19 protein-coding genes are annotated in these 17,965 nt (G+C 73.0%); 11 read left to right on the forward strand and 8 right to left on the reverse strand.

Annotated elements, in window-relative coordinates; translation table 11 throughout:
* Nucleotides 1-2: 2 nt before the first annotated feature.
* Nucleotides 3-671 carry a response regulator gene (locus AMK25_RS17210; RefSeq protein WP_073829388.1) on the reverse strand — a complete coding sequence of 223 codons (669 nt, stop codon included), beginning with the start codon at nt 669-671 and terminating at the stop codon, nt 3-5.
* Complete coding sequence (locus tag AMK25_RS17215) at nt 668-1,771, reverse strand: sensor histidine kinase (RefSeq protein WP_073829389.1); 1,104 nt, start codon at nt 1,769-1,771, stop codon at nt 668-670. Before AMK25_RS17215 ends, AMK25_RS17210 begins: the two co-directional genes overlap by 4 nt.
* Before the next feature lie 169 nt (nt 1,772-1,940).
* On the opposite strand from AMK25_RS17215, the gene AMK25_RS17220 reads away from it, so the two are divergent.
* From AMK25_RS17220 to AMK25_RS17240, 5 genes are all read left to right on the forward strand, one after another.
* Nucleotides 1,941-2,354 carry a DUF6069 family protein gene (locus tag AMK25_RS17220; RefSeq protein WP_073829390.1) on the forward strand — a complete coding sequence of 138 codons (414 nt, stop codon included), beginning with the start codon at nt 1,941-1,943 and terminating at the stop codon, nt 2,352-2,354.
* 180 nt (nt 2,355-2,534) lie between these two features.
* Nucleotides 2,535-2,942, forward strand: coding sequence for a YciI family protein (locus tag AMK25_RS17225; RefSeq protein ID WP_073829391.1), 408 nt, complete (start codon nt 2,535-2,537; stop codon nt 2,940-2,942).
* A gap of 8 nt (nt 2,943-2,950) precedes the next feature.
* Complete coding sequence (locus AMK25_RS17230; RefSeq protein ID WP_073829392.1) at nt 2,951-4,093, forward strand: RNA polymerase sigma factor; 1,143 nt, start codon at nt 2,951-2,953, stop codon at nt 4,091-4,093.
* 42 nt (nt 4,094-4,135) lie between these two features.
* Nucleotides 4,136-5,383, forward strand: a complete 1,248-nt coding sequence (locus tag AMK25_RS17235) for an MFS transporter (RefSeq protein ID WP_073829393.1) — start codon at nt 4,136-4,138, stop codon at nt 5,381-5,383.
* Nucleotides 5,384-5,431: 48 nt separating this feature from the next.
* Nucleotides 5,432-6,616 carry a lycopene cyclase family protein gene (locus tag AMK25_RS17240; RefSeq protein ID WP_073829394.1) on the forward strand — a complete coding sequence of 395 codons (1,185 nt, stop codon included), beginning with the start codon at nt 5,432-5,434 and terminating at the stop codon, nt 6,614-6,616.
* On the opposite strand, the gene AMK25_RS17245 is transcribed toward AMK25_RS17240, so the two are convergent.
* Nucleotides 6,613-7,731, reverse strand: coding sequence for a serine hydrolase domain-containing protein (locus AMK25_RS17245; protein WP_198937565.1), 1,119 nt, complete (start codon nt 7,729-7,731; stop codon nt 6,613-6,615). The two genes, AMK25_RS17240 and AMK25_RS17245, sit on opposite strands and share 4 nt — an antisense overlap.
* Before the next feature lie 48 nt (nt 7,732-7,779).
* Entirely contained in the window at nt 7,780-8,568 is a 789-nt protein-coding gene (locus tag AMK25_RS17250; protein WP_073829396.1) for a tyrosine-protein phosphatase, read from the reverse strand.
* A gap of 70 nt (nt 8,569-8,638) precedes the next feature.
* On the opposite strand from AMK25_RS17250, the gene rnhA reads away from it, so the two are divergent.
* Complete coding sequence (gene rnhA, locus AMK25_RS17255) at nt 8,639-9,202, forward strand: ribonuclease HI (RefSeq protein ID WP_073829397.1); 564 nt, start codon at nt 8,639-8,641, stop codon at nt 9,200-9,202.
* Here rnhA and AMK25_RS17260 read toward each other — a convergent pair.
* The 4 genes from AMK25_RS17260 to AMK25_RS17275 form a co-directional block, all read right to left on the reverse strand.
* Nucleotides 9,121-9,381: a hypothetical protein gene (locus AMK25_RS17260; RefSeq protein ID WP_073829398.1), complete on the reverse strand. Its 261-nt coding sequence runs from the start codon at nt 9,379-9,381 to the stop codon at nt 9,121-9,123. The two genes, rnhA and AMK25_RS17260, sit on opposite strands and share 82 nt — an antisense overlap.
* A 91-nt stretch (nt 9,382-9,472) precedes the next feature.
* Complete coding sequence (locus tag AMK25_RS17265; protein WP_073829399.1) at nt 9,473-9,727, reverse strand: preprotein translocase YidC; 255 nt, start codon at nt 9,725-9,727, stop codon at nt 9,473-9,475.
* A 243-nt stretch (nt 9,728-9,970) separates the two neighbouring features.
* Nucleotides 9,971-10,849: a pentapeptide repeat-containing protein gene (locus tag AMK25_RS17270; protein WP_241826391.1), complete on the reverse strand. Its 879-nt coding sequence runs from the start codon at nt 10,847-10,849 to the stop codon at nt 9,971-9,973.
* A 139-nt stretch (nt 10,850-10,988) separates the two neighbouring features.
* Nucleotides 10,989-11,390 carry an SSI family serine proteinase inhibitor gene (locus tag AMK25_RS17275; protein ID WP_073829401.1) on the reverse strand — a complete coding sequence of 134 codons (402 nt, stop codon included), beginning with the start codon at nt 11,388-11,390 and terminating at the stop codon, nt 10,989-10,991.
* Between the two features lie 410 nt (nt 11,391-11,800).
* Here AMK25_RS17275 and AMK25_RS17280 point away from each other — a divergent pair, with 410 nt between their 5' ends.
* The 5 genes from AMK25_RS17280 to AMK25_RS17300 all read left to right on the forward strand — a co-directional run bounded on the left by AMK25_RS17280 (nt 11,801) and on the right by AMK25_RS17300 (nt 17,886).
* Nucleotides 11,801-12,832 carry an ABC transporter permease gene (locus tag AMK25_RS17280; RefSeq protein ID WP_083664752.1) on the forward strand — a complete coding sequence of 344 codons (1,032 nt, stop codon included), beginning with the start codon at nt 11,801-11,803 and terminating at the stop codon, nt 12,830-12,832.
* Between the two features lie 59 nt (nt 12,833-12,891).
* Nucleotides 12,892-14,637 (forward strand): ABC transporter substrate-binding protein, encoded by a 1,746-nt coding sequence (locus tag AMK25_RS17285; protein WP_073829402.1) that lies wholly within the window; start codon nt 12,892-12,894, stop codon nt 14,635-14,637.
* Between the two features lie 64 nt (nt 14,638-14,701).
* The gene (locus AMK25_RS17290; protein ID WP_073829403.1) at nt 14,702-15,691 is read left to right on the forward strand and encodes an ABC transporter permease; all 990 of its coding nucleotides are present in this window, start codon (nt 14,702-14,704) and stop codon (nt 15,689-15,691) included.
* 15 nt (nt 15,692-15,706) lie between these two features.
* Complete coding sequence (locus tag AMK25_RS17295; RefSeq protein ID WP_073829404.1) at nt 15,707-16,771, forward strand: ABC transporter ATP-binding protein; 1,065 nt, start codon at nt 15,707-15,709, stop codon at nt 16,769-16,771.
* Nucleotides 16,768-17,886, forward strand: coding sequence for an ABC transporter ATP-binding protein (locus AMK25_RS17300; protein ID WP_241826392.1), 1,119 nt, complete (start codon nt 16,768-16,770; stop codon nt 17,884-17,886). Before AMK25_RS17295 ends, AMK25_RS17300 begins: the two co-directional genes overlap by 4 nt.
* The last annotated feature ends 79 nt before the right edge of the window (nt 17,887-17,965 follow it).

Genomic DNA, 17,965 nt, shown 5'->3' on the forward strand with positions numbered 1-17,965 from the left:
GCCTACCGGACCGGCGGTTCCGGCCGGACCAGCCCGGTGTCGTACGCGAGCACCACCGCCTGGATCCGGTCGCGCAGGCCGAGCTTGGTGAGGATCGCCGAGACGTGCGTCTTCACGGTGGCGGTGCTCAGGTGCAGCCGGGCGGCGATCTCTGCATTGGACAGTGCCCGCGCGGTGAGCGTCAGCACCTCCCGCTCGCGGGCGGTCAGCGCGGCGAGCGCGTCACCGGTCGGCACGGGCGCGGGCAGCCGGTCGGCGTACCGGTCCAGCAGCCGACGGGTCACAGTGGGCGCGAGCAGCGCCTCGCCCCGGGCCACTACGCGTACCGCCTCGGCGAGGTCGGCCGGACGGGTGTCCTTGAGCAGGAACGCGCTCGCCCCGGCGCGCAACGCGGCGTAGACGTGCTCGTCCAGGTCGAACGTGGTGAGCATGACCACCCGGGCCGGGTTGCCGGCGGCCACCAGGTCCCGGGTGGCGGCGATGCCGTCGCGCCGGGGCATCCGCACGTCCATCAGCACCACGTCCGGCCTCGTACGGGTCGCCACCGCCACCGCCTCGACGCCGTCGGCGGCCTCGCCGACCACACTCAGGTCGGGGCGCGCGTCGAGGACTGTGCGCAGCCCGGCGCGGATCAGCTCCTGGTCGTCGGCGACCACCACCCGTACCGTCATCGGGCCGCCTCCACCGGCAGTCGGGCGTGGACCCGGAACCCGCCGGCCGGCAGCGGGCCGGCGTCGAGCGTGCCGCCGAGCAGCCGGGCCCGCTCCCGCATGCCGACGATGCCGCGCCCGACGGTCGTGCCGGGGCGGCGGGCGGGCGCCGGGCCGTCGTTGACGACCTCCAGCCGCAGCACCCCGTCGCGGTAGTGGACGTCCACGTCGGCGGATGTGGCGTGCCCGTGGCGCAGCGCGTTGGTCAGCGACTCCTGCACGATCCGGTACGCCGACAGCTGCACCCCGCCGGGCAGCGCCTCGCCGTCGCCGTCGCGCCGCAGCGTCACCCGCAGGCCCACCGCCCGTACCGCGTCGGCGAGCGCGTCGAGCTGCGCCAGCCCCGGCTGTGGTCCGTCCGGTTCGGACGCGTCGTCGAGCGCGAGCGCGTGCAGCATGGCCCGCAGTTCGGTGAGCGCCGAACGGGCCGCCGTGTCGATCGCGCCGAGCGCGGCCCGGGCCTGCTCCGGCTGCTCGTCGAACACGTCCTCGGCGGCGGCGGCCTGCACCGCGATGACAGCGACGTGGTGCGCCACCACGTCGTGCAGTTCCCGGGAGATGCGTTCCCGCTCGGCCGCCAGCACGTGCCGTTCCCATGCGCAGCGCCGTTGCGCCTGAGCCCGCTGCAACTCGCCGAGCGCCCAGGCCAGGGCCAGCGCGGTCACCGCCAGCAGCAGGTCCCGCCAGCCGCCGGTGACCAGCTTCCACGGGGTGGGCGCCAGCAGCAGCCCGAGCGCGACGAGCGAGTACCGGGGCGGGCGCAGCCGGGCCACGTACGCCATCGGCACCGCGACCAGGCCGAGCCAGCCGAGCTGCGGGCAGAGCGCCTCCAGGCCGACACCGGCCAGCGCGGCGACGCCGACGGCGTACCCCGGGTGGCGTCTGATCCACAGCAGACAGCTGGCCTGCGCGACGGCGAGGCCGACCGCGACGGCTGTCGCGCCGCTCGTGTCCGGGCCGGCGTCGGAGGCCAGCAGCGCGAGCAGGCACACGGCGAGGCTCACGGTGGCGATGCCGCCGTCGAGCAGCAGCAGGAACCGGGACCGCGACGCGCACCTCATGTCCGGATGCTAGGCCGCGGGCTCACCGGTTCTCATCGGTCGCCAGACGGAGATCCGGGCCGGTGATCGGTCCGGCGACGGAGCCGGAAACCGCTCCGCGGCGCGATCCGCGCGGGGGTCCGCCGGACCTAGCGTCTGCGGCAGTCGTCCCGATGCCGAGGAGCCACCGATGGAAACCACGATTCCGACCGCCGCCACCCGCCCGACCCGCCGCCGGGTGCGGCTGCTGACGGTGTTCGCCGCCACCGTGGCCACGCTGCTGGGCTGGGTGATCGCGGTCCCGCTGGCCGGGGTGGAGCTGACCGCGCGCACCGGTTCCGACGTGCAGCGGGTGACGCCGGTGGCGGTGGCGGTGAGCACGTTGCTCGCCGGGCTGGCCGGCTGGGCGCTGCTGGCCCTGCTGGAACGGCTCACCGCCCGTGCCCGGCCCGTCTGGACGGTGGTCGCGACGCTGGTGCTGCTGGTGTCCCTGCTCGGGCCGCTGGGCGGGGGAGTGGGCCGTCCGGCGACGCTGACGCTGGTGGCGTTTCACCTGGTCGCGGGCACGGTGCTCATCACCGGCCTGCGCCGCGCCGCCGGGTGACAGGGCCGGGCCGCCGCGACGGGGGCAGGCGGCCCGGCCCTGTGAACTAGCCTCCTAGGACGCCCTACGCGACGTGACACCGGAAATTCCTGCGCCACCGATGTCGAGAACGGTCGGGCGGCTTCGTCCCCGGAGTGAACGCGGCCAGAATGGGGCCGCACCCTCCACGAGGAGACACACATGAAGTACCTGCTCCTGAAGCACTACCGCGGCGGCCCGACCCCGGTCACCGACATGCCGATGATCGACAAGTGGACGCCGGAGGAGATCTCCGCGCACGTGAACTACATGCAGGAGTTCGCGGCCCGGCTGCAGGAGAGCGGCGAGTACGTCGACGGCCAGGCGCTCGCCCCGGAGGGCACGTTCGTCCGCTACGACGGCGAGGGCCGCCCGCCGGTCACCGACGGCCCGTTCGCCGAGACGAAGGACCTCATCGCCGGCTGGATGGTGATCGACGTGGACAGCTACGAGCGTGCCGTCGAGCTGGCCGGGGAGCTGTCGGCCGCGCCCGGGCAGGGCGGCAAGCCGATCCACGAGTGGCTGGAGCTGCGCCCGTTCCTGACCGGGCCGCCCACCATCACCGAGTGACCCGTCCGATGGACGAGGTCGCGCTCCGCAGCCTCATCCCGGGCGTGCTCGGTGTCCTCGTCCGCCGCGGAGCCGACTTCGCGGCGGCCGAGGACGCCGTGCAGGACGCGCTGGTCGAGGCGCTGCGCGCCTGGCCGGCCGACCCGCCCCGCGACCCGTTGGGCTGGCTGGTCACAGTGGCCTGGCGGCGCTTCCTGGACGTGGTCCGCGCCGACGCCGCCCGGCGTCGACGCGAGGACCTCGTCGACGAGGAGCCGCCGCCCGTCCCGGTGTCCGCCGTGGACGAGACGCTGCGGCTCTACTTCCTCTGCGCGCATCCGTCACTGAGCCCGTCGTCTGCTGTCGCGTTGACGCTGCGCGCCGTCGGCGGGCTCACCACCCGGCAGATCGCGCAGGCGTACCTGGTGCCGGAGGCCACCATGGCGCAGCGGATCAGCCGGGCCAAGCGCACCGTCTCCGGGGTCCGCTTCGACCAGCCCGGTGACGTCGCCACCGTGCTGCGCGTGCTGTACCTGGTGTTCAACGAGGGCTACTCCGGCGACGTGGACCTGGCCGCCGAGGCGATCCGGCTCACCCGGCAGCTCGCCGCCGCCATCGACCACCCGGAGGTGGCCGGGCTGCTCGCGCTCATGCTGCTGCACCACGCCCGCCGCGCCGGCCGGACCGCGCCCGACGGCAGCCTGGTGCCGCTGGCCGAGCAGGACCGCAGCCGGTGGGACACCACGCTGATCGCCGAGGGCGTGGGCATCCTGCAGACCGCGCTGTCCCGCGACCGGCTTGGCGAGTTCCAGGCCCAGGCCGCGATCGCGGCCCTGCACGCGGACGCGCCCACCGCCGCCGAGACCGACTGGGTGCAGATCGTCGAGTGGTACGACGAACTGGTCCGCCTGACGGGCAACCCGATCGCCCGCCTCAACCGGGCGGTAGCGGTCGGCGAGGCGGACGGCCCGCGCGCCGGGCTGGCGGCGCTCGCGGCACTGGACGACACGCTGCCCCGGTACGCGGCGGTGGCCGCCTACCTGCACGAACGCGACGGCGACCCGGACCGGGCGGCCGCGCTGTACGCGGAGGCGGCCCGCCGCGCGTCCAGCCTGGCCGAACGCGACCACCTGAACCGGCAGGCGGCCCGCCTCAACTCCCGCCGCGCATAAACCGGTCGGCAGGGTTCATTGCCGCTGGTAGGTTGCCTCGCCGTGACGGGGGAACGGCTCGGCGGGCGCTTCGCCCGACTGTGGACGGCGAGCACGCTGTCCGCGCTGGGAAGCGGGACGGCGACTGTCGCCGCGCCGCTGTACGTGGCGTCGATCACCGACGATCCGCTGGTGGTGTCGGCCGGGGCGGCGGTGTCGTGGCTGCCGTGGCTGCTGTTCGCGCTGCCCGGCGGCGTGCTGGCCGACCGGTTGGACCGGCGGCGGCTGATGGTGCTCATCGACTGGGTACGCGTCGGCGCGCTTGCCGCGCTCGCGGTGGCGATGCTGGTCGACCGGGCCGGGATTGCGCTGCTGTACGCGGTGCTGTTCGTGGTGAACACCGGCGAGGTGGTGTTCCGTACCGCCGCGCAGGCGGTGCTGCCGGCGGTGGTGCCGCGCTCGATGCTGGAGCGCGCCAACGGCTGGCTGGGCGGCGGCACCCAGGTGATGCAGAACATGATCGCCGGACCGGTGGGCGGGTTCCTGTTCGTGCTGGCGGCGTCGCTGCCGTTCGCGCTCAACGCCGGCACGTACGCGCTGAGCGCCGTGCTGGTCGGGCTGCTCGCCGGCACGTACCGTGCCGGGCCGGCGCCGCAGGAGCGGCGTTCGGTGCGGGCGGAGGTCGCGGAGGGGTTCCGCTGGCTGTGGGGTCAGCGGCTGCTGCGCACCATGACGGTGCTGATCGGCCTGCTGAACGTCACGCTGACCGCCGCGGTGGCGGTGCTGGTGCTGCTCGCCACCGAGCGGCTGGGTCTCGGCTCGGTCGGCTACGGCGCGTTGTTCACCTGTATGGCCGTGGGCGGGGTGCTCGGCTCGGTGGTGGGGGACCGGCTGATCGCCGCGATCACGCCCACCTGGACGGTGCGGACGGGACTGCTGGTCGAGGCGGGGCTGCACCTGGCGCTCGCCGCGTCCCGCAGCGCGGTGGTGGTCGGGTTCGCGCTGTTCGCGTTCGGGGCGCACAGCGCGCTGTGGAACATCGTGGTGAACTCGCTGCGGCAGCGGCTCACCCCGCCGGCGCTGATGGGCCGGGTCGGCAGCACCACGTTGTTCGTCGCGGCTGGTGGCAACTGCGTCGGCGCGCTGCTCGGCGGCGTGGTGGCGGCCCGGTTCGGCATCACCGCGCCGTACTGGGTGGGTTTCGTGGTGGCGGTCGCGGTGGTCGCCGCGACGTGGCGGGTCTTCGACCGGGCGACGGTGGCCGCCGCCTACGCCCAGCCGGCCCCGCAGGAGCCCGCCCCGGTGGCCTGAGCGCGGGTCGGCCGGTGACCGCGCCCGCCGATGTGACAGCGTGGTCGGGTGCAGGCATCCTCAGCGGTCGACGTCGACCTCGCGCTGGTCGGCGGCGGCGGCGCCGCGTCCCTGGTCCTGGCCGCGCTGGACCGGCACGGCGTGTCCGGGCTGCGGGTCGCGGTGGTGGACCCGGTGCACAAGCGCGGCCAGGACCGCACCTGGGCGTTCTGGGGCCTGCCCGGCGACGACCTGGACCCGCTGCTGAGCGCGAGCTGGTCGCAGGTCGACGTGGTCACGCCCGTCGGCCGCCGCGTCCTGACGCTCAACCCCCTGCGGTACGCCATGCTCCGCTCCGCCCCGGTCTACGACCGGGCTGCCGAGGCCGAGCGGCGGCTGGACGCGGTCCGGATCAGCGCCCCGGCGGGGGAGCTGCACGACGACGGGCAGCGGGTCACGGTCCGCGACCCGGACGGGCGGGACCTGGTGCGGGCCGGGTGGGTGCTCGACTCGCGGCCCCGGCGGCCGAAACGACCGGGGCGCACCAGCTGGTTGCAGCACTTCCGCGGCTGGTGGCTGGCCGCCGACCGGCCGACGTTCGACAGGCAGCGGGCGGTGCTGATGGACTTCCGCACTCCGCAGCCGCAGCGCGGCGTCTCCTTCGGGTACGTGCTGCCTGTCGACGACCGGTTCGCGCTCGTCGAGTACACCGAGTTCGGGCCGGAGCTGCTCGACGACGCGGGCTACGACGCGGCGCTGCGCGGGTACGCCGACCTGCTCGGGCTGGACCTGTCCGCGCTGCGGGTGCGGGAGGTCGAGGACGGCGTGATCCCGATGACCGACGGCCCGTTCGAGTCCCGCCCGAGCCCTCGGGTGGTGCGGCTGGGCACCGCCGGTGGGGCGACCCGACCGTCCACCGGGTTCACGTTCTCCGCGATGCTGCGCCAGGCAGACCAGGTGGCGCGGGCGCTCGCCGCCGGCCGCCCGCCGGTGCCGGCGCCCGCGTACCCGGGGCGGCACCTGTGGATGGACGCGGTGGCGCTGCGCGCGCTGGACCGGGGGCACGTCGGTGGGGTGGAGTTCTTCGAGCGGCTGTTCGACCGCAACCCGCCGGAGCGGGTGCTGCGGTTCCTCGACGGCGTGACCAGCCCGGTCGAGGACCTGGCCGTCATGCGGTCGAGCCCGCTGCTGCCGATGACCGGCGCGGTGCTCGGCGACGCGGCCGGCCGATTGCGCGCCCGCCTGCGCCGCTAGTCTCGGTGGCCGGTCGCCTCGGCAACCCGGTCGCGCACCAGCGTCCGCAGCTGCTCCATCGGGTCGCCGTCGCCCGTGCCGAGCCGGTTGCGCACCGCCGCCACAGTCAAACCCAGTTCCGGGTACGCGAACGCGAGGCTGCCGCCGCTGCCGGCGGCGCCGAACGATCCGTCGTCCTCGACCGCGTACCCGAGGCCGAACGTGCTCTCCTGCCCGAACACCCACTCCTGGGCGCGTGCCGCCGGGGCGGACACCTCCCGCATCCGCCCGGCGGAGATCAGCCGCACCCCGTCGACCGGGCCGAGCAGCGCCGCGTACATCCGGGCCACGGCGCGGGCGCTCATCGTGCCGACCGACGGCACGTCGGCGCGCAGCACGTCGGGGCGGGAGCCGATGACGGTGTCCGGGCGCACGCCGGGTGGGGCGACCGCGTCGAAGTGCGGCAGGTTCGCCCCGGCCCAGGTCATCAGGGTCGACAGGCCGGCGTCCTCCAGCCGGGCCAGCCGGGGCAGGTCCGCCTCCGGTACGGCGAGGAACAGCTCCCGCTCCACGCCGAGCGGTCCGGCCACCTCCTCGGCGAGCACCCGCGACACCGGCGCGCCGGTGACCCGCCGGACGACTTCGCCGAGCAGCCAGCCCCACGTCCAGGCGTGGTACGCCAGCCGTTCGCCGGGTGCCCACAGCGGCCGCGCGTCGGCGAGCAGGTCGCACATGCGCGCCCAGTCGGTGAAGTCCTCCGGCGTGACGTCGGCGGGCAGCGCGGGCAGGCCGGCGGTGTGGGTGAGCACGTGCCGCAGCGTGATGCCGTCCTTGCCGTGCCGGGCGAACTCCGGCCACACCGCGGCGAGCGGCAGGTCGTAGTCGAGCCGCCCTCGCTCGGCGAGCACGTGCACGACGGTGGCGGTGAGTCCCTTGCCGGTGGAGACCGCGTGCACGGGCGTGTCGGCGGTCATCGGCCGGCCGGTGATGGTGTCGGCGAGCCCTGCGTGTTCGGAGACGATCGCGACCCCGTCCAGGTACGCGGCCACCTGCACGCCGGCCTCCCGCCCGGAGGAGACCAGCTCGCCGATCGTGTCCCGTACCTCGGCCCGCAGGCCGTCCCACCGCGTGTCCACGATCCCGCAGCGTGCCAGACCGCCGCGCCGCCGTCGTCCACTTTTCGCTCAGCGGGCGAGTGTCGTCGGCGTGCTGCCGGTGGTGCCCTGCGTCGGCAGCGGGCTCGTGTCGCCGGTGAGCAGCCGGGCGCGCAGCGCGTCGATCGTCCGCGCGTCGACACCGAGCCGGCCGGTCACGTAGCCGTGCACGGAACCGTGGGCGGCCCGCAGGTCGGCCAGCACCAGCCGGATGATCTCCGCGGGCGCCCGCCCGTACGCGGGCCAGCCCGGCGTCGCGCCGCCGTTGCGGTCCCGCCACTCGGCGACCAGTCGCTCGGTGGCGTGCTCGGTGAGCGCGAAGTCCGCAGCGATCTGGTCGTCGTCCACGCCGAGCACTGACAGCACCAGCGCGGCGAGCAGCCCGGTGCGGTCCTTGCCGGACGCGCAGTGGAACACCAGTGGGTGCTCGCCGTCCGCGATCACCTCGATCGCCCGGCGCAGCTCGACCACGCCGTCCTCGGCCACCTCGGCGTACCGGTCGGCCAGGTAGCGCCACGGGTCCACATCGAGGTCGATGTCGGCCTGCACGTACGGCCGGTGCTCGATGCTCAGGTTGTGCCAGGTGACGCCGAGGCTCTCCGGTGCCCGGCCGCGGTCGGCGATCTCCCACGGGTACCGCAGGTCGATGACGGTGCGCACGCCCAGCGCGGCGAACCGTTCCAGATCATCACCGGCCAGCTTGGCCAGCGAGTCGGAGCGGTAGAGGCGGCCCCGGGCGACAGTGCGGCCGTCGCCGGTCCGCCAGCCGCCGAGGTCACGGAAGTTGCAGAGCGTGGCGAAGTCCGGGGGAGTGGTCATGCCCGCACGCTAGCCGCGCGCGGCGGGTCGGGTGGTCCCGCGTACTCGCGTACCCGGTAGGTTGCCGGACATGGCGGAGGCGGAGACCGGCCGGGTCGTGGAGATCTGGACCGACGGCGCGTGCAGCGGCAATCCCGGGCCCGGCGGCTGGGGCGCGGTGCTGCGCTGGGGCGGGCACGAGCGGGAACTGTGCGGCGGCGAGGCAACCCCGACCACGAACAACCGGATGGAGCTGACCGCCGCGATCCGGGCGCTGGAGAGCCTGACCCGCCCGGTCACGGTACGGCTGCACACCGACAGCACGTACGTGCGCAACGGCATCACCGGCTGGCTGAACTCGTGGAAGCGCAACGGCTGGCTGACCGCAGCGAAGCAGCCGGTCAAGAACGCCGACCTGTGGCAGGCGCTGGAGGCGGCCTGCGCCCGGCACGACGTGACCTGGCTTTGGGTGAAGGGCCACAACGGGCACCCGGAGAACGAACGCGCCGACGCGCTGGCGAACCGGGGCATGACCGAGGCGCGGAGCGGCGTCGCCGCCGCCCCGCGCACGGCTCAGCGCAGCGGGCGGCCTTCCTCGATCTCCTCCGGCTCCTCGGACGGGTCGCCGGTGCCGGAGACGGCCTCGACGTCGTAACCGGCGCGGCTGACCTCCCGTGCCGACCGGCGGTCCTCCGCGGGCAGGTCGGCGAAGTCGTCACCGGTGTCGTCGGTGGTGTGCAGGGACTCGCCCGGCGGGCGCAGGGACGCCTCGTACGCGGTGGCGCCGTCGGGTTCGTCGCCGGCCGCGCGGCCGAAGGACTCTTCACTGGTCATGTCGCACTCCTGCCCGCAGCGGGTGACGGCAAACGTCCGGTGGCGTGTGCCCGGTCGGTGGCCTGCGTCGGTTCCGTGGCTCGCGCCCGTTTCAGCGGGCGGCGTCCGGTCCGCGGGCCGCGTCCGGGTGGGTCGGCATCGAGGAGCCGCCCGAGCTGCTGCCGGATGCGCCGCCCGCCATGCCCGAGCCGTCGTCCTCGGTCACCTCGTCCGGTTTCGGCGCGCCGGGAGCGGGCGCCGGCACGTCGGTGTCCGCGGCCGTCTGCACCAGCGGAACCTGCCCGGCCTCGTCCTCGGCGTGCGCCGGGTCGACCGGCTCCTGACCGTCGCGTGCCCGATACCCCACCGGTGCCCCTCCCGTCGGCCAACAGTCGTCCGCGCCGCCTACCCCACCCCACCCCCACCAAACCCCTCCGCCCTCGGCCCCCTTCTCCACGTTGATCAAGGAGTTTGTGGCCTGGTAACGGACTGAAGTGGACACAAACTCCTTGATCAACGTGGTGTGGGGGTGCGGTGCCGATGCGCGGGCGGGCCGGGTTCAGCGTGAGCGGGGTCGACGGCGCGGGACGGCGGGGGCAGGGTCGGCGGGTCAGCGGCGGCGGCGCGGGCGCGGGCGGGAGCCCGTCGGGGTCAGCGTTAGGGACCAGTGGGCCGGGCGGCGCAGTCCCGGCGGCAGCACCGTGCGGTGGTCGCCGCGAGCGGCGTCGAGCTGCGACTGGTGCGTGAACAGGCACTCGCTCAGGTCCGCGCCGCGTAGGTCGGCCCCGCGCAGGTCTGCGCCGGTCAGGTCGGCGGCGCCGAGCCGTACGCCGCGCAGGTCGGCGCCGATCAGGCAGGCGCCGCGCAGGTTCGCCCCGGCCAGCGGGGTATGGCGCAGGTCGACGCCGAGCAGCATCGCGCCCCGGCGGTCCTGGCCGGCCCGCCCGGCACGGGCCTGGTCGGCGGCGCGGGACAGGAGCCGGTTGACCCGGTCCCGGTGCGCGTCCACGTCGAGCGCGAGCAGCTCCGCCGGGGTGCCGTCGGTGAGCCGGCCCGTCTCGTCCACTGCTGCGTCCAGGTCGTCGCGCAGCGGGCCGGGCGGGGTCAGACGTACCGCCTCGGTGAGGTACCAGAGCAGCTCGTGCAGGGGCCGCAGCACCGCGAAGCTGTCGAACATCCGCTGCGCGGTGGCCGGGTCGGCGCGCCAGTCGCGTCCGGCGAACGTGTGCTGGGTGAGGTGCTGGCCGGCGCCGAAGCAGTCGAACACGGTGCAGCCGGGGAAGCCGCGTTGCCGCAGCTCGGTGTGGATGCCGCAGCGGAAGTCGGCGCCCAGGTTCGGGCAGGGCCGTCCGGCCGGTTTGTCGATGGCGAAGTCTGCCGAGGCGGCGAACGCCGGCGCGACGCAGCAGACGCCCGCGCAGCGCGAGCAGTCCGCCCGCAGCTCCCGCCTGCCACCGACCGTCCGCACGTCCCCAGCACCCCCGTCCACCTGCACAGTGTCCCCCTCCGGCCACCACCCCCCACCCCCACCCCACCCCACCCACCCCGTCGATCATGAGGTTGACGGCGACAAAACGGACCGGGAACGCCGCCAACCTCATGATCAACGGGAAAAGGGAAGGCGGGCGTCAGAAGGTGAAGAGGGTCGCGGTGCTGCGGTGCATCAGGCAGGGGTTGGCGAAGGTTCGCGTGTAGGAGATCGGGTGGTTCTGCCAGAAGCCTGCGGCGCGGGCGACGACCGGGGCGTACTGGGAGGTGCACGGCGCGCCGTCCACGTCGAGCGCGTCCAGGTCGCCGTTCACGCGGGCGACCAGTCGGCAGGCGGTGACCGGGTCGGGGTGCAGTCCGCCGGTCGGCCCGCAGGTCAGCACCGTGGCGCGCACGCCGGCGCCGTCGTCGACGGTGAGCAGCAGCACCGAGGGCGTCTGCGGGCCGGGGCGCGGCGCGGCGTGGGCGGGGGAGGCCGGCGCGGCGAGGCCGCCGAGCGCGGCGGCCAGGGCCAGCGCGGCGGTACGTCGGGCGAAGGGCATGGGTGGTCCTTCCGTCGGGGCCCCGGGGTGCGGAGCCGATGGGTGCCCCGGTCCGTCGTGCGAACCGGGCCGCCGAGAACCCTAGGTGGACGGTGTGAACGCGAAGAGTCACGAAGTGTTACACCAGTCGGCCGCGCCGCGCGTCCGGTGTGACATCGGTGCACGGGAATGCCCGAACGGCTGACAACCGCTTCCGCGCCTCGCGCAAACGCATTCCGAATAAGCGTGACGCCTGCCTGAACGGCTGACAACCGAATCGGTCCGTTATTGCGCCGATGCATTCCGTACGCCGGATCGTTGTCAATGGATGACAACCGGAACGGCCGTTACCGTAACGATTCTGTCCGGTGCTCCGTATCCCTTTACCGTCGGGTGGCAGGGCGTTTTCGCCCCCGTCGGAGGGACTGTTCATGAGCGATCTCTCACACCCGCCGCCCCGGACCCCGGCCGCCGACGCGACGATTTCCGTCCCGGAGATCCAGGCCGGCCCGGAGCCCGCCGGCCGGACCGACGAGTTCGTCGGCCGGTCACCGAACCAGCTCGCCTGGCTGCGGCTCAAGCGGGACCGTACGGCCCGGGCCAGCGCCCTGACGCTCGCCGTCGCCGCAGTGGTGGCGCTCGGCGCGCCGGTGCTGGGACGGCTCACCGGAATCGACCCGACCGACAAGTTCGTCGACCGGTTGAACGATTTCGGAATGCCGATCGGGTACGCCGGCGGGATCAGTTCCGATCATTGGCTGGGACTCGAACCCGGCAGTGGACGGGACATCCTGATGCAACTGGTCTACGGTCTTCGGACGTCCCTGTTCATCGCGTTCACCTCAGCACTGCTGGCCTCGTGCATCGGGGTCGCGGTAGGTGTGCTCGCCGGATGGGCCAAGGGCTGGCTGGACAGCCTCGTCAACTGGCTGATCGACCTCACGCTGGCGTTCCCGTTCCTCATCTTCGCGCTCGCGGTCATCCCGATCCTCCAGGACCGCTTCTACTCCGACCGGGAGTCGCCGTCGCCGGCCTTCCGGGTCGCCCTGATCGTCGCCACCTTCGGCCTGTTCAGCTGGACGTACACCGCGCGTCTGGTCCGCGGGCAGGTGATCTCGCTGCGGGAGCGGGAGTTCGTCGACGCGGCCCGGGCCGCGGGCGCCGGCACCGCGCACATCCTGCTGCGGCAGCTGCTGCCGAACATCTGGGCGCCGATCCTGGTCACCGTCTCGCTGATGGTGCCCCAGTTCATCGCCATCGAGGCGGCGCTGGCGTTCGTCAACATCGGCGTCACCGAACCGACGCCCGACCTGGGCCGCATGATCTTCAACAGCATCGGCTACGTCGCGAGCGACCCCTGGTACACCCTGTTCCCCGGGTTGACGATCTTCCTGCTGGTCCTGGCGTTCAACCTGCTCGGCGACGCGCTGCGCGACTCGCTGGATCCCCGCTCCACCCGGTAGTCCCCACGGCCATCACACGCCCGGCCGGCGGGGGCCGCCGGGCACGAAGGGAGCACACCGTGCGCGCACGAACCCGGACACTGACAGGTGTCCTCGCCGCGGCGGCGCTGGTCGCCGCCGGCTGCAACCCCACCCCCGACGACGGCGGCGGCGACGACCAGAAGACCAAGACCCAGAGCGGCTCGATCTCGTACGAGGCCGCCGACAACCAGGGCCCGGCGAAGCCCGTCGACGGGGCGTCCCGGGGCGGCACCCTCACCGTCATGCAGCCGGCCGACTTCGAACACCTCGACCCGGCCCGCAACTACGTCAACGTGCAGCAGGTCGCCGGCGGGATGCTCTACCGCCCGCTCAACGGCTACAAGGAGGACGGCACCGGCAAGCTGCTGCTCGTCGGCGACCTGGCCACCAACCCCGGCAAGGACGTCGACGGCGACTGCAAGGTCTGGGAGTTCACGCTGCGCGACGGCGTGAAGTACGAGGACGGCACGCCGGTGAGCAGCAAGGACGTCGCCCACGGTCTCGCCCGCTCGTTCGCGGCGAACCTCAACGAGGGCCCGCACTACATCCAGCAGTGGCTCTACCCGGGCGGGGCGTACAACGCCACCTACAAGGGACCGTACGACGGCGGCAAGCCGGTGCCCGACGGCGTCACCACACCCGACGACCGGACCATCCGGTTCACGTTCCCGCAGCCGCACTGCGACCTGCCGTACGCGGCGGCGCTGCCCACCAGCGCGCCGGTGCCCGCCGCCAAGGACACCCGCGCCAACTACGACCTGCGGCCGTTCTCGTCCGGCCCGTACCGGGTGAAGTCCTACCAGCGCGACGTGTCGCTGGAGCTGGAACGCAACCCGAACTGGGACCCGGCGACCGACCCGATCCGCAACGCGTACCCGGACGCGATCCGGATGACGTTCGGCCTGGAGCAGGCCCAGATCGCCGAGCGCCTGGTCGCCGACGGGCCGGCCGATCAGGCGGCGCTGAGCTGGTCGGACGTTCCGCCGTCGGTGCTGCCCCGCACCACCGGCGCCGGCGTCGCCGACCGGGTGGTCCGCGGCCCGACGCAGTACAACTGGGTGCTGAGCATCAACACCCAGCGGGTCACCGACCTGAACGTACGGCGGGCGCTGAACTACGCGGTCGACAAGGACGCCCTACTCAAGGTCCTCGGCGGGCAGGCCGCCGGTTCACCGGCCACCACGCTGATGTCACCCACCACCGCCGGTTTCGTCCCGTACGACGTGTTCAACGCCCCGGTCACCGGCGACAAGGCCAGGACCGCCGAGCTGCTCGCCGGCAAGCGGCCGAAGCTGGTGCTCGCCCACTCCAGCCTGGAACTGCGCACCCAGCAGGCCGAGGCGCTGCGCAAGAACCTCACCGACATGGGCTTCGACATCGTGATGAAGCCGATCGACAACAGCAGCTACTACGACGAGGTGGGCCGCAAGGACAACCCCTACGACCTCTACCTCACCGGCTGGGGCTCGGACTGGCCCACCGGCTCCACAGTCATCCCGCCGGTCTACGACGGACGGGAGATCGTGGCCGAGGGCAACCAGAACCTGTCGTACCTCAACGAGCCGTCGGTCAGCGCGGAGATCGACCGGATCCGCACCCTGCCCGCAGCGGAGCAGGACGCCGGCTGGATGGCGCTCGACCGCATGATCATGGAGAAGTACGCGCCGGTCGTGCCCTGCTACTACGACGCCACCTACGAGCTGCACGGCTCGAAGGTCGGCAACGCCTTCCTCAGCGACGCGTTCGGGATCATCTCGCTCAACGGCATCTACGTGAAGAAGTGACAGCCGCGCGGGGACGGCAGTCACGGCTGGCCGTCCCCGCGCCCCACCCGGGGGAGGTGCTCCCGTGTTCCGTTTCGTCGTCCGGCGGCTGCTCGTCGCCGCCCTGACCCTTGTGGTCATCAGCCTCGTCACGTTCGGTCTCTTCTTCGCGGTGCCGAGCAGCCCGGCGAAGGTGATGTGCGGCAAGAACTGCACCGCCGAGGACATCGCCCAGGTCGAGCGCCGGCTCGGCATCGACCAGCCGCTGCCCCGGCAGTACGCGGACTTCGTCGGGGGTGTCTTCGCCGGCCGTACCTACGGCGAGGGGGACTTCCGGCAGGACTGCCCGGCGCCCTGCCTGGGCTACTCGTTCCGCAACAACCAGCCGGTCACCGAGATCGTCGCGCAGCGCGCCCCGGTGACGTTCAGCATCGTCCTCGGCGGCGCGGTGCTCTGGCTCGGCATCGGCATCTCGCTGGGCATGGTGTCGGCGCTGCGCCGGGGTACGGCGTTCGACCGCGCCGCCATCGGCGTCACGCTGGCCGGCGCGTCGATGCAGGTCTACTTCTTCGGGCTGATCCTGCTCTACCTGCTGGTCTACTCCACCGGGCTGCTGCCGTTCCCCAGCTACACGCCGCTGACCGAGAGTCCGGCCCGATGGGCGGCCGGGCTGCTGCTGCCCTGGATGACGCTGGGTTTCCTCAACTCGGCGCTGTACGCCCGGCTGTCCCGGGCCCAGATGCTGGAGACCCTGTCGGAGGACTTCATCCGCACCGCGCGGGCGAAAGGGCTGCCCGCGCGGCAGGTGCACACCCGGCACGCGCTGCGGGCGGCGATCACGCCGATCGTGACGATCGCCGGGCTGGACATCGGCACCAGCCTCGGCGGCACGTTCATCACCGAGACCATCTTCGGCCTCCAGGGTCTCGGCAAGGCGACAGTGGAGGCGGTGCAGTTCCTCAACCTGCCGGTGGTGATGGCGACGGTGCTGCTGGCGGCCGTGTTCATCGTGGTCGCCAACATCGTCGTCGACGTGCTGTACGCGGTGATCGACCCGCGGGTCCGGCTGAGCTGACGGGAGGGATCGGACATGGTGGAGCTTCCGGCGCCGCGACGCGGCGAGGACCCGTACCTGCGGGTCACGGATCTGCGGGTGCGGTTCGACACCGAGGACGGCGTGGTCAAGGCCGTGGACGGCGTGTCGTTCGCTGTCGAGCGGGGCCGCACGCTCGGGATCGTGGGCGAGTCCGGGTCCGGCAAGAGTGTCACGTCGCTGGCGATCCTGGGTCTGCACAACGCGAAGCGGACGACCATCTCGGGGGAGATCTCCGTGGGTGGGCGTCAGCTCGTCGGGCTGGCCGAGGAGGAGATTCGTCGGTTGCGGGGCCGGGACATGGCGATGATTTTTCAGGATCCGTTGTCGGCGTTGCATCCGTACTACTCGGTGGGGAAGCAGATTGCCGAGGCGTACCGGGTGCACCATCCGAGGGCCGGGAAGCGGGAGGCGCGGGCTCGGGCGGTGGACATGCTGGACCGGGTCGGTATTCCGCAGCCGGCGAAGCGGTTCGATCAGTATCCGCACGAGTTCTCGGGTGGGATGCGGCAGCGGGCGATGATCGCGATGGCGTTGGTGAACGATCCGGATCTGTTGATCGCTGACGAGCCGACGACGGCGTTGGACGTGACGGTGCAGGCGCAGATCCTGGATCTGCTGGCGGATCTGCAGGAGGAGTTCCGCTCGGCGATCATCCTGATCACCCATGACCTGGGTGTGGTGTCTCAGGTCGCTGATGACGTGCTGGTGATGTACGGCGGGCGGGCGGTGGAGCACGGGAGTGTGGAGCGGGTGTTGCGGGCGCCGCAGCATCCGTACACGTGGGGGTTGTTGTCGAGTGTGCCGTCGTTGCACGGTGACGCGGACGCGGACCTGGTGCCGATCCCCGGCAACCCACCCAGTCTGATCAATCTGCCGTCGGGGTGCGCGTTCCACCCGCGGTGCCGGTACGCCGACGTCAACGGCGACCGGTCCCGCACCGAGATCCCGGAGCTGGGCCCTGCTGGTGCGCCGGGTCATCTGGTGGCGTGTCACCTGCCGGTCGCGGCGCGGGAGCGGATCTATCGCGACGAGGTCGCACAGGTGGGAGTGGCCCGATGAACGGTGTGACGAACGAGCAGGCGGCGGTGGTGGCCGTCTCGGGGACGGGGAGCGACCCGGGCGGCACCGCCCGGCTCGCGGGCGAGCCGCTGCTGCGGGTACGCGGGCTGACCAAGCACTTTCCGGTGCGGCAGGGCCTGCGCGCGGGGGGTGCGGTGCGGGCGGTGGACGGGTTGGACTTCGATGTGCGACCGGGGGAGACGCTCGGGCTGGTGGGGGAGTCGGGGTGTGGGAAGACCACGACCGGGCGGATGCTGGTGCGTCTGCTGGAGCCCACCGCCGGGTCGATCGAGTTCGCGGGGCGGGACATCACCCACGGCGGGCGGCGTGAGTTGCGCGCGCTGCGGCAGGACCTGCAGATCATCTTCCAGGACCCGTACGCCTCGCTGAACCCGCGGCACACCGTCGGGCGGATCGTGGCGATGCCGTTGCAGGTCAACCGGATCACCCCACCCGGCGGGGTCAAGAAACGGGTCCAGGAGCTGCTCGAACTCGTCGGCCTGAACCCGGAGCACTACAACAGGTATCCGCACGAGTTCTCCGGCGGGCAGCGCCAGCGCATCGGCATCGCCCGCGCCCTGGCGCTCAAACCGAAGCTGATCGTGGCCGACGAGCCGGTCTCGGCGCTGGACGTGTCGATCCAGGCGCAGGTCATCAACCTGCTGCGCGACCTGCAACGCGACCTCGACCTGGCGTTCGTGTTCATCGCCCACGACCTCGCCGTCATCCGGCACTTCTGCCACCGCGTCGCCGTGATGTACCTCGGCAAGATCGTCGAGATCGGCGACCGCGACACCATCTACACCCGGCCCCAGCACCCCTACACCCGGGCACTGCTGTCCGCCATCCCCGACGTCACAGCCCTCGGCCCCGCCGGACGCATCCGCCTCACCGGCGACGTCCCCACCCCACTCAACCCACCATCAGGCTGCCGCTTCCGCACCCGCTGCTGGAAAGCCACCGACCACTGCGCCACCGAAGAACCCGCGCTGACCACCCGCGACGGCGGCAGCCAACAAACCGCCTGCCACTACCCGGAGCACGAGCCCACAAGCTCTCAAGAAGATGCGGCGGTGGGAGCCACCCCCGAACCCGGCAGCAACGAACGCACCTGACCCACGACGGGGCCGGGGGCGACCGTGCCCGGCGCAGGGATCAAGCCTGACCGCCCGGAGCCGGGCACGGTCGCCCCCG

The organism is Micromonospora sp. TSRI0369, assembly GCF_001905625.1.
In the GTDB taxonomy this organism is placed as follows: Bacteria; Actinomycetota; Actinomycetes; order Mycobacteriales; family Micromonosporaceae; genus Micromonospora; species Micromonospora echinospora_A.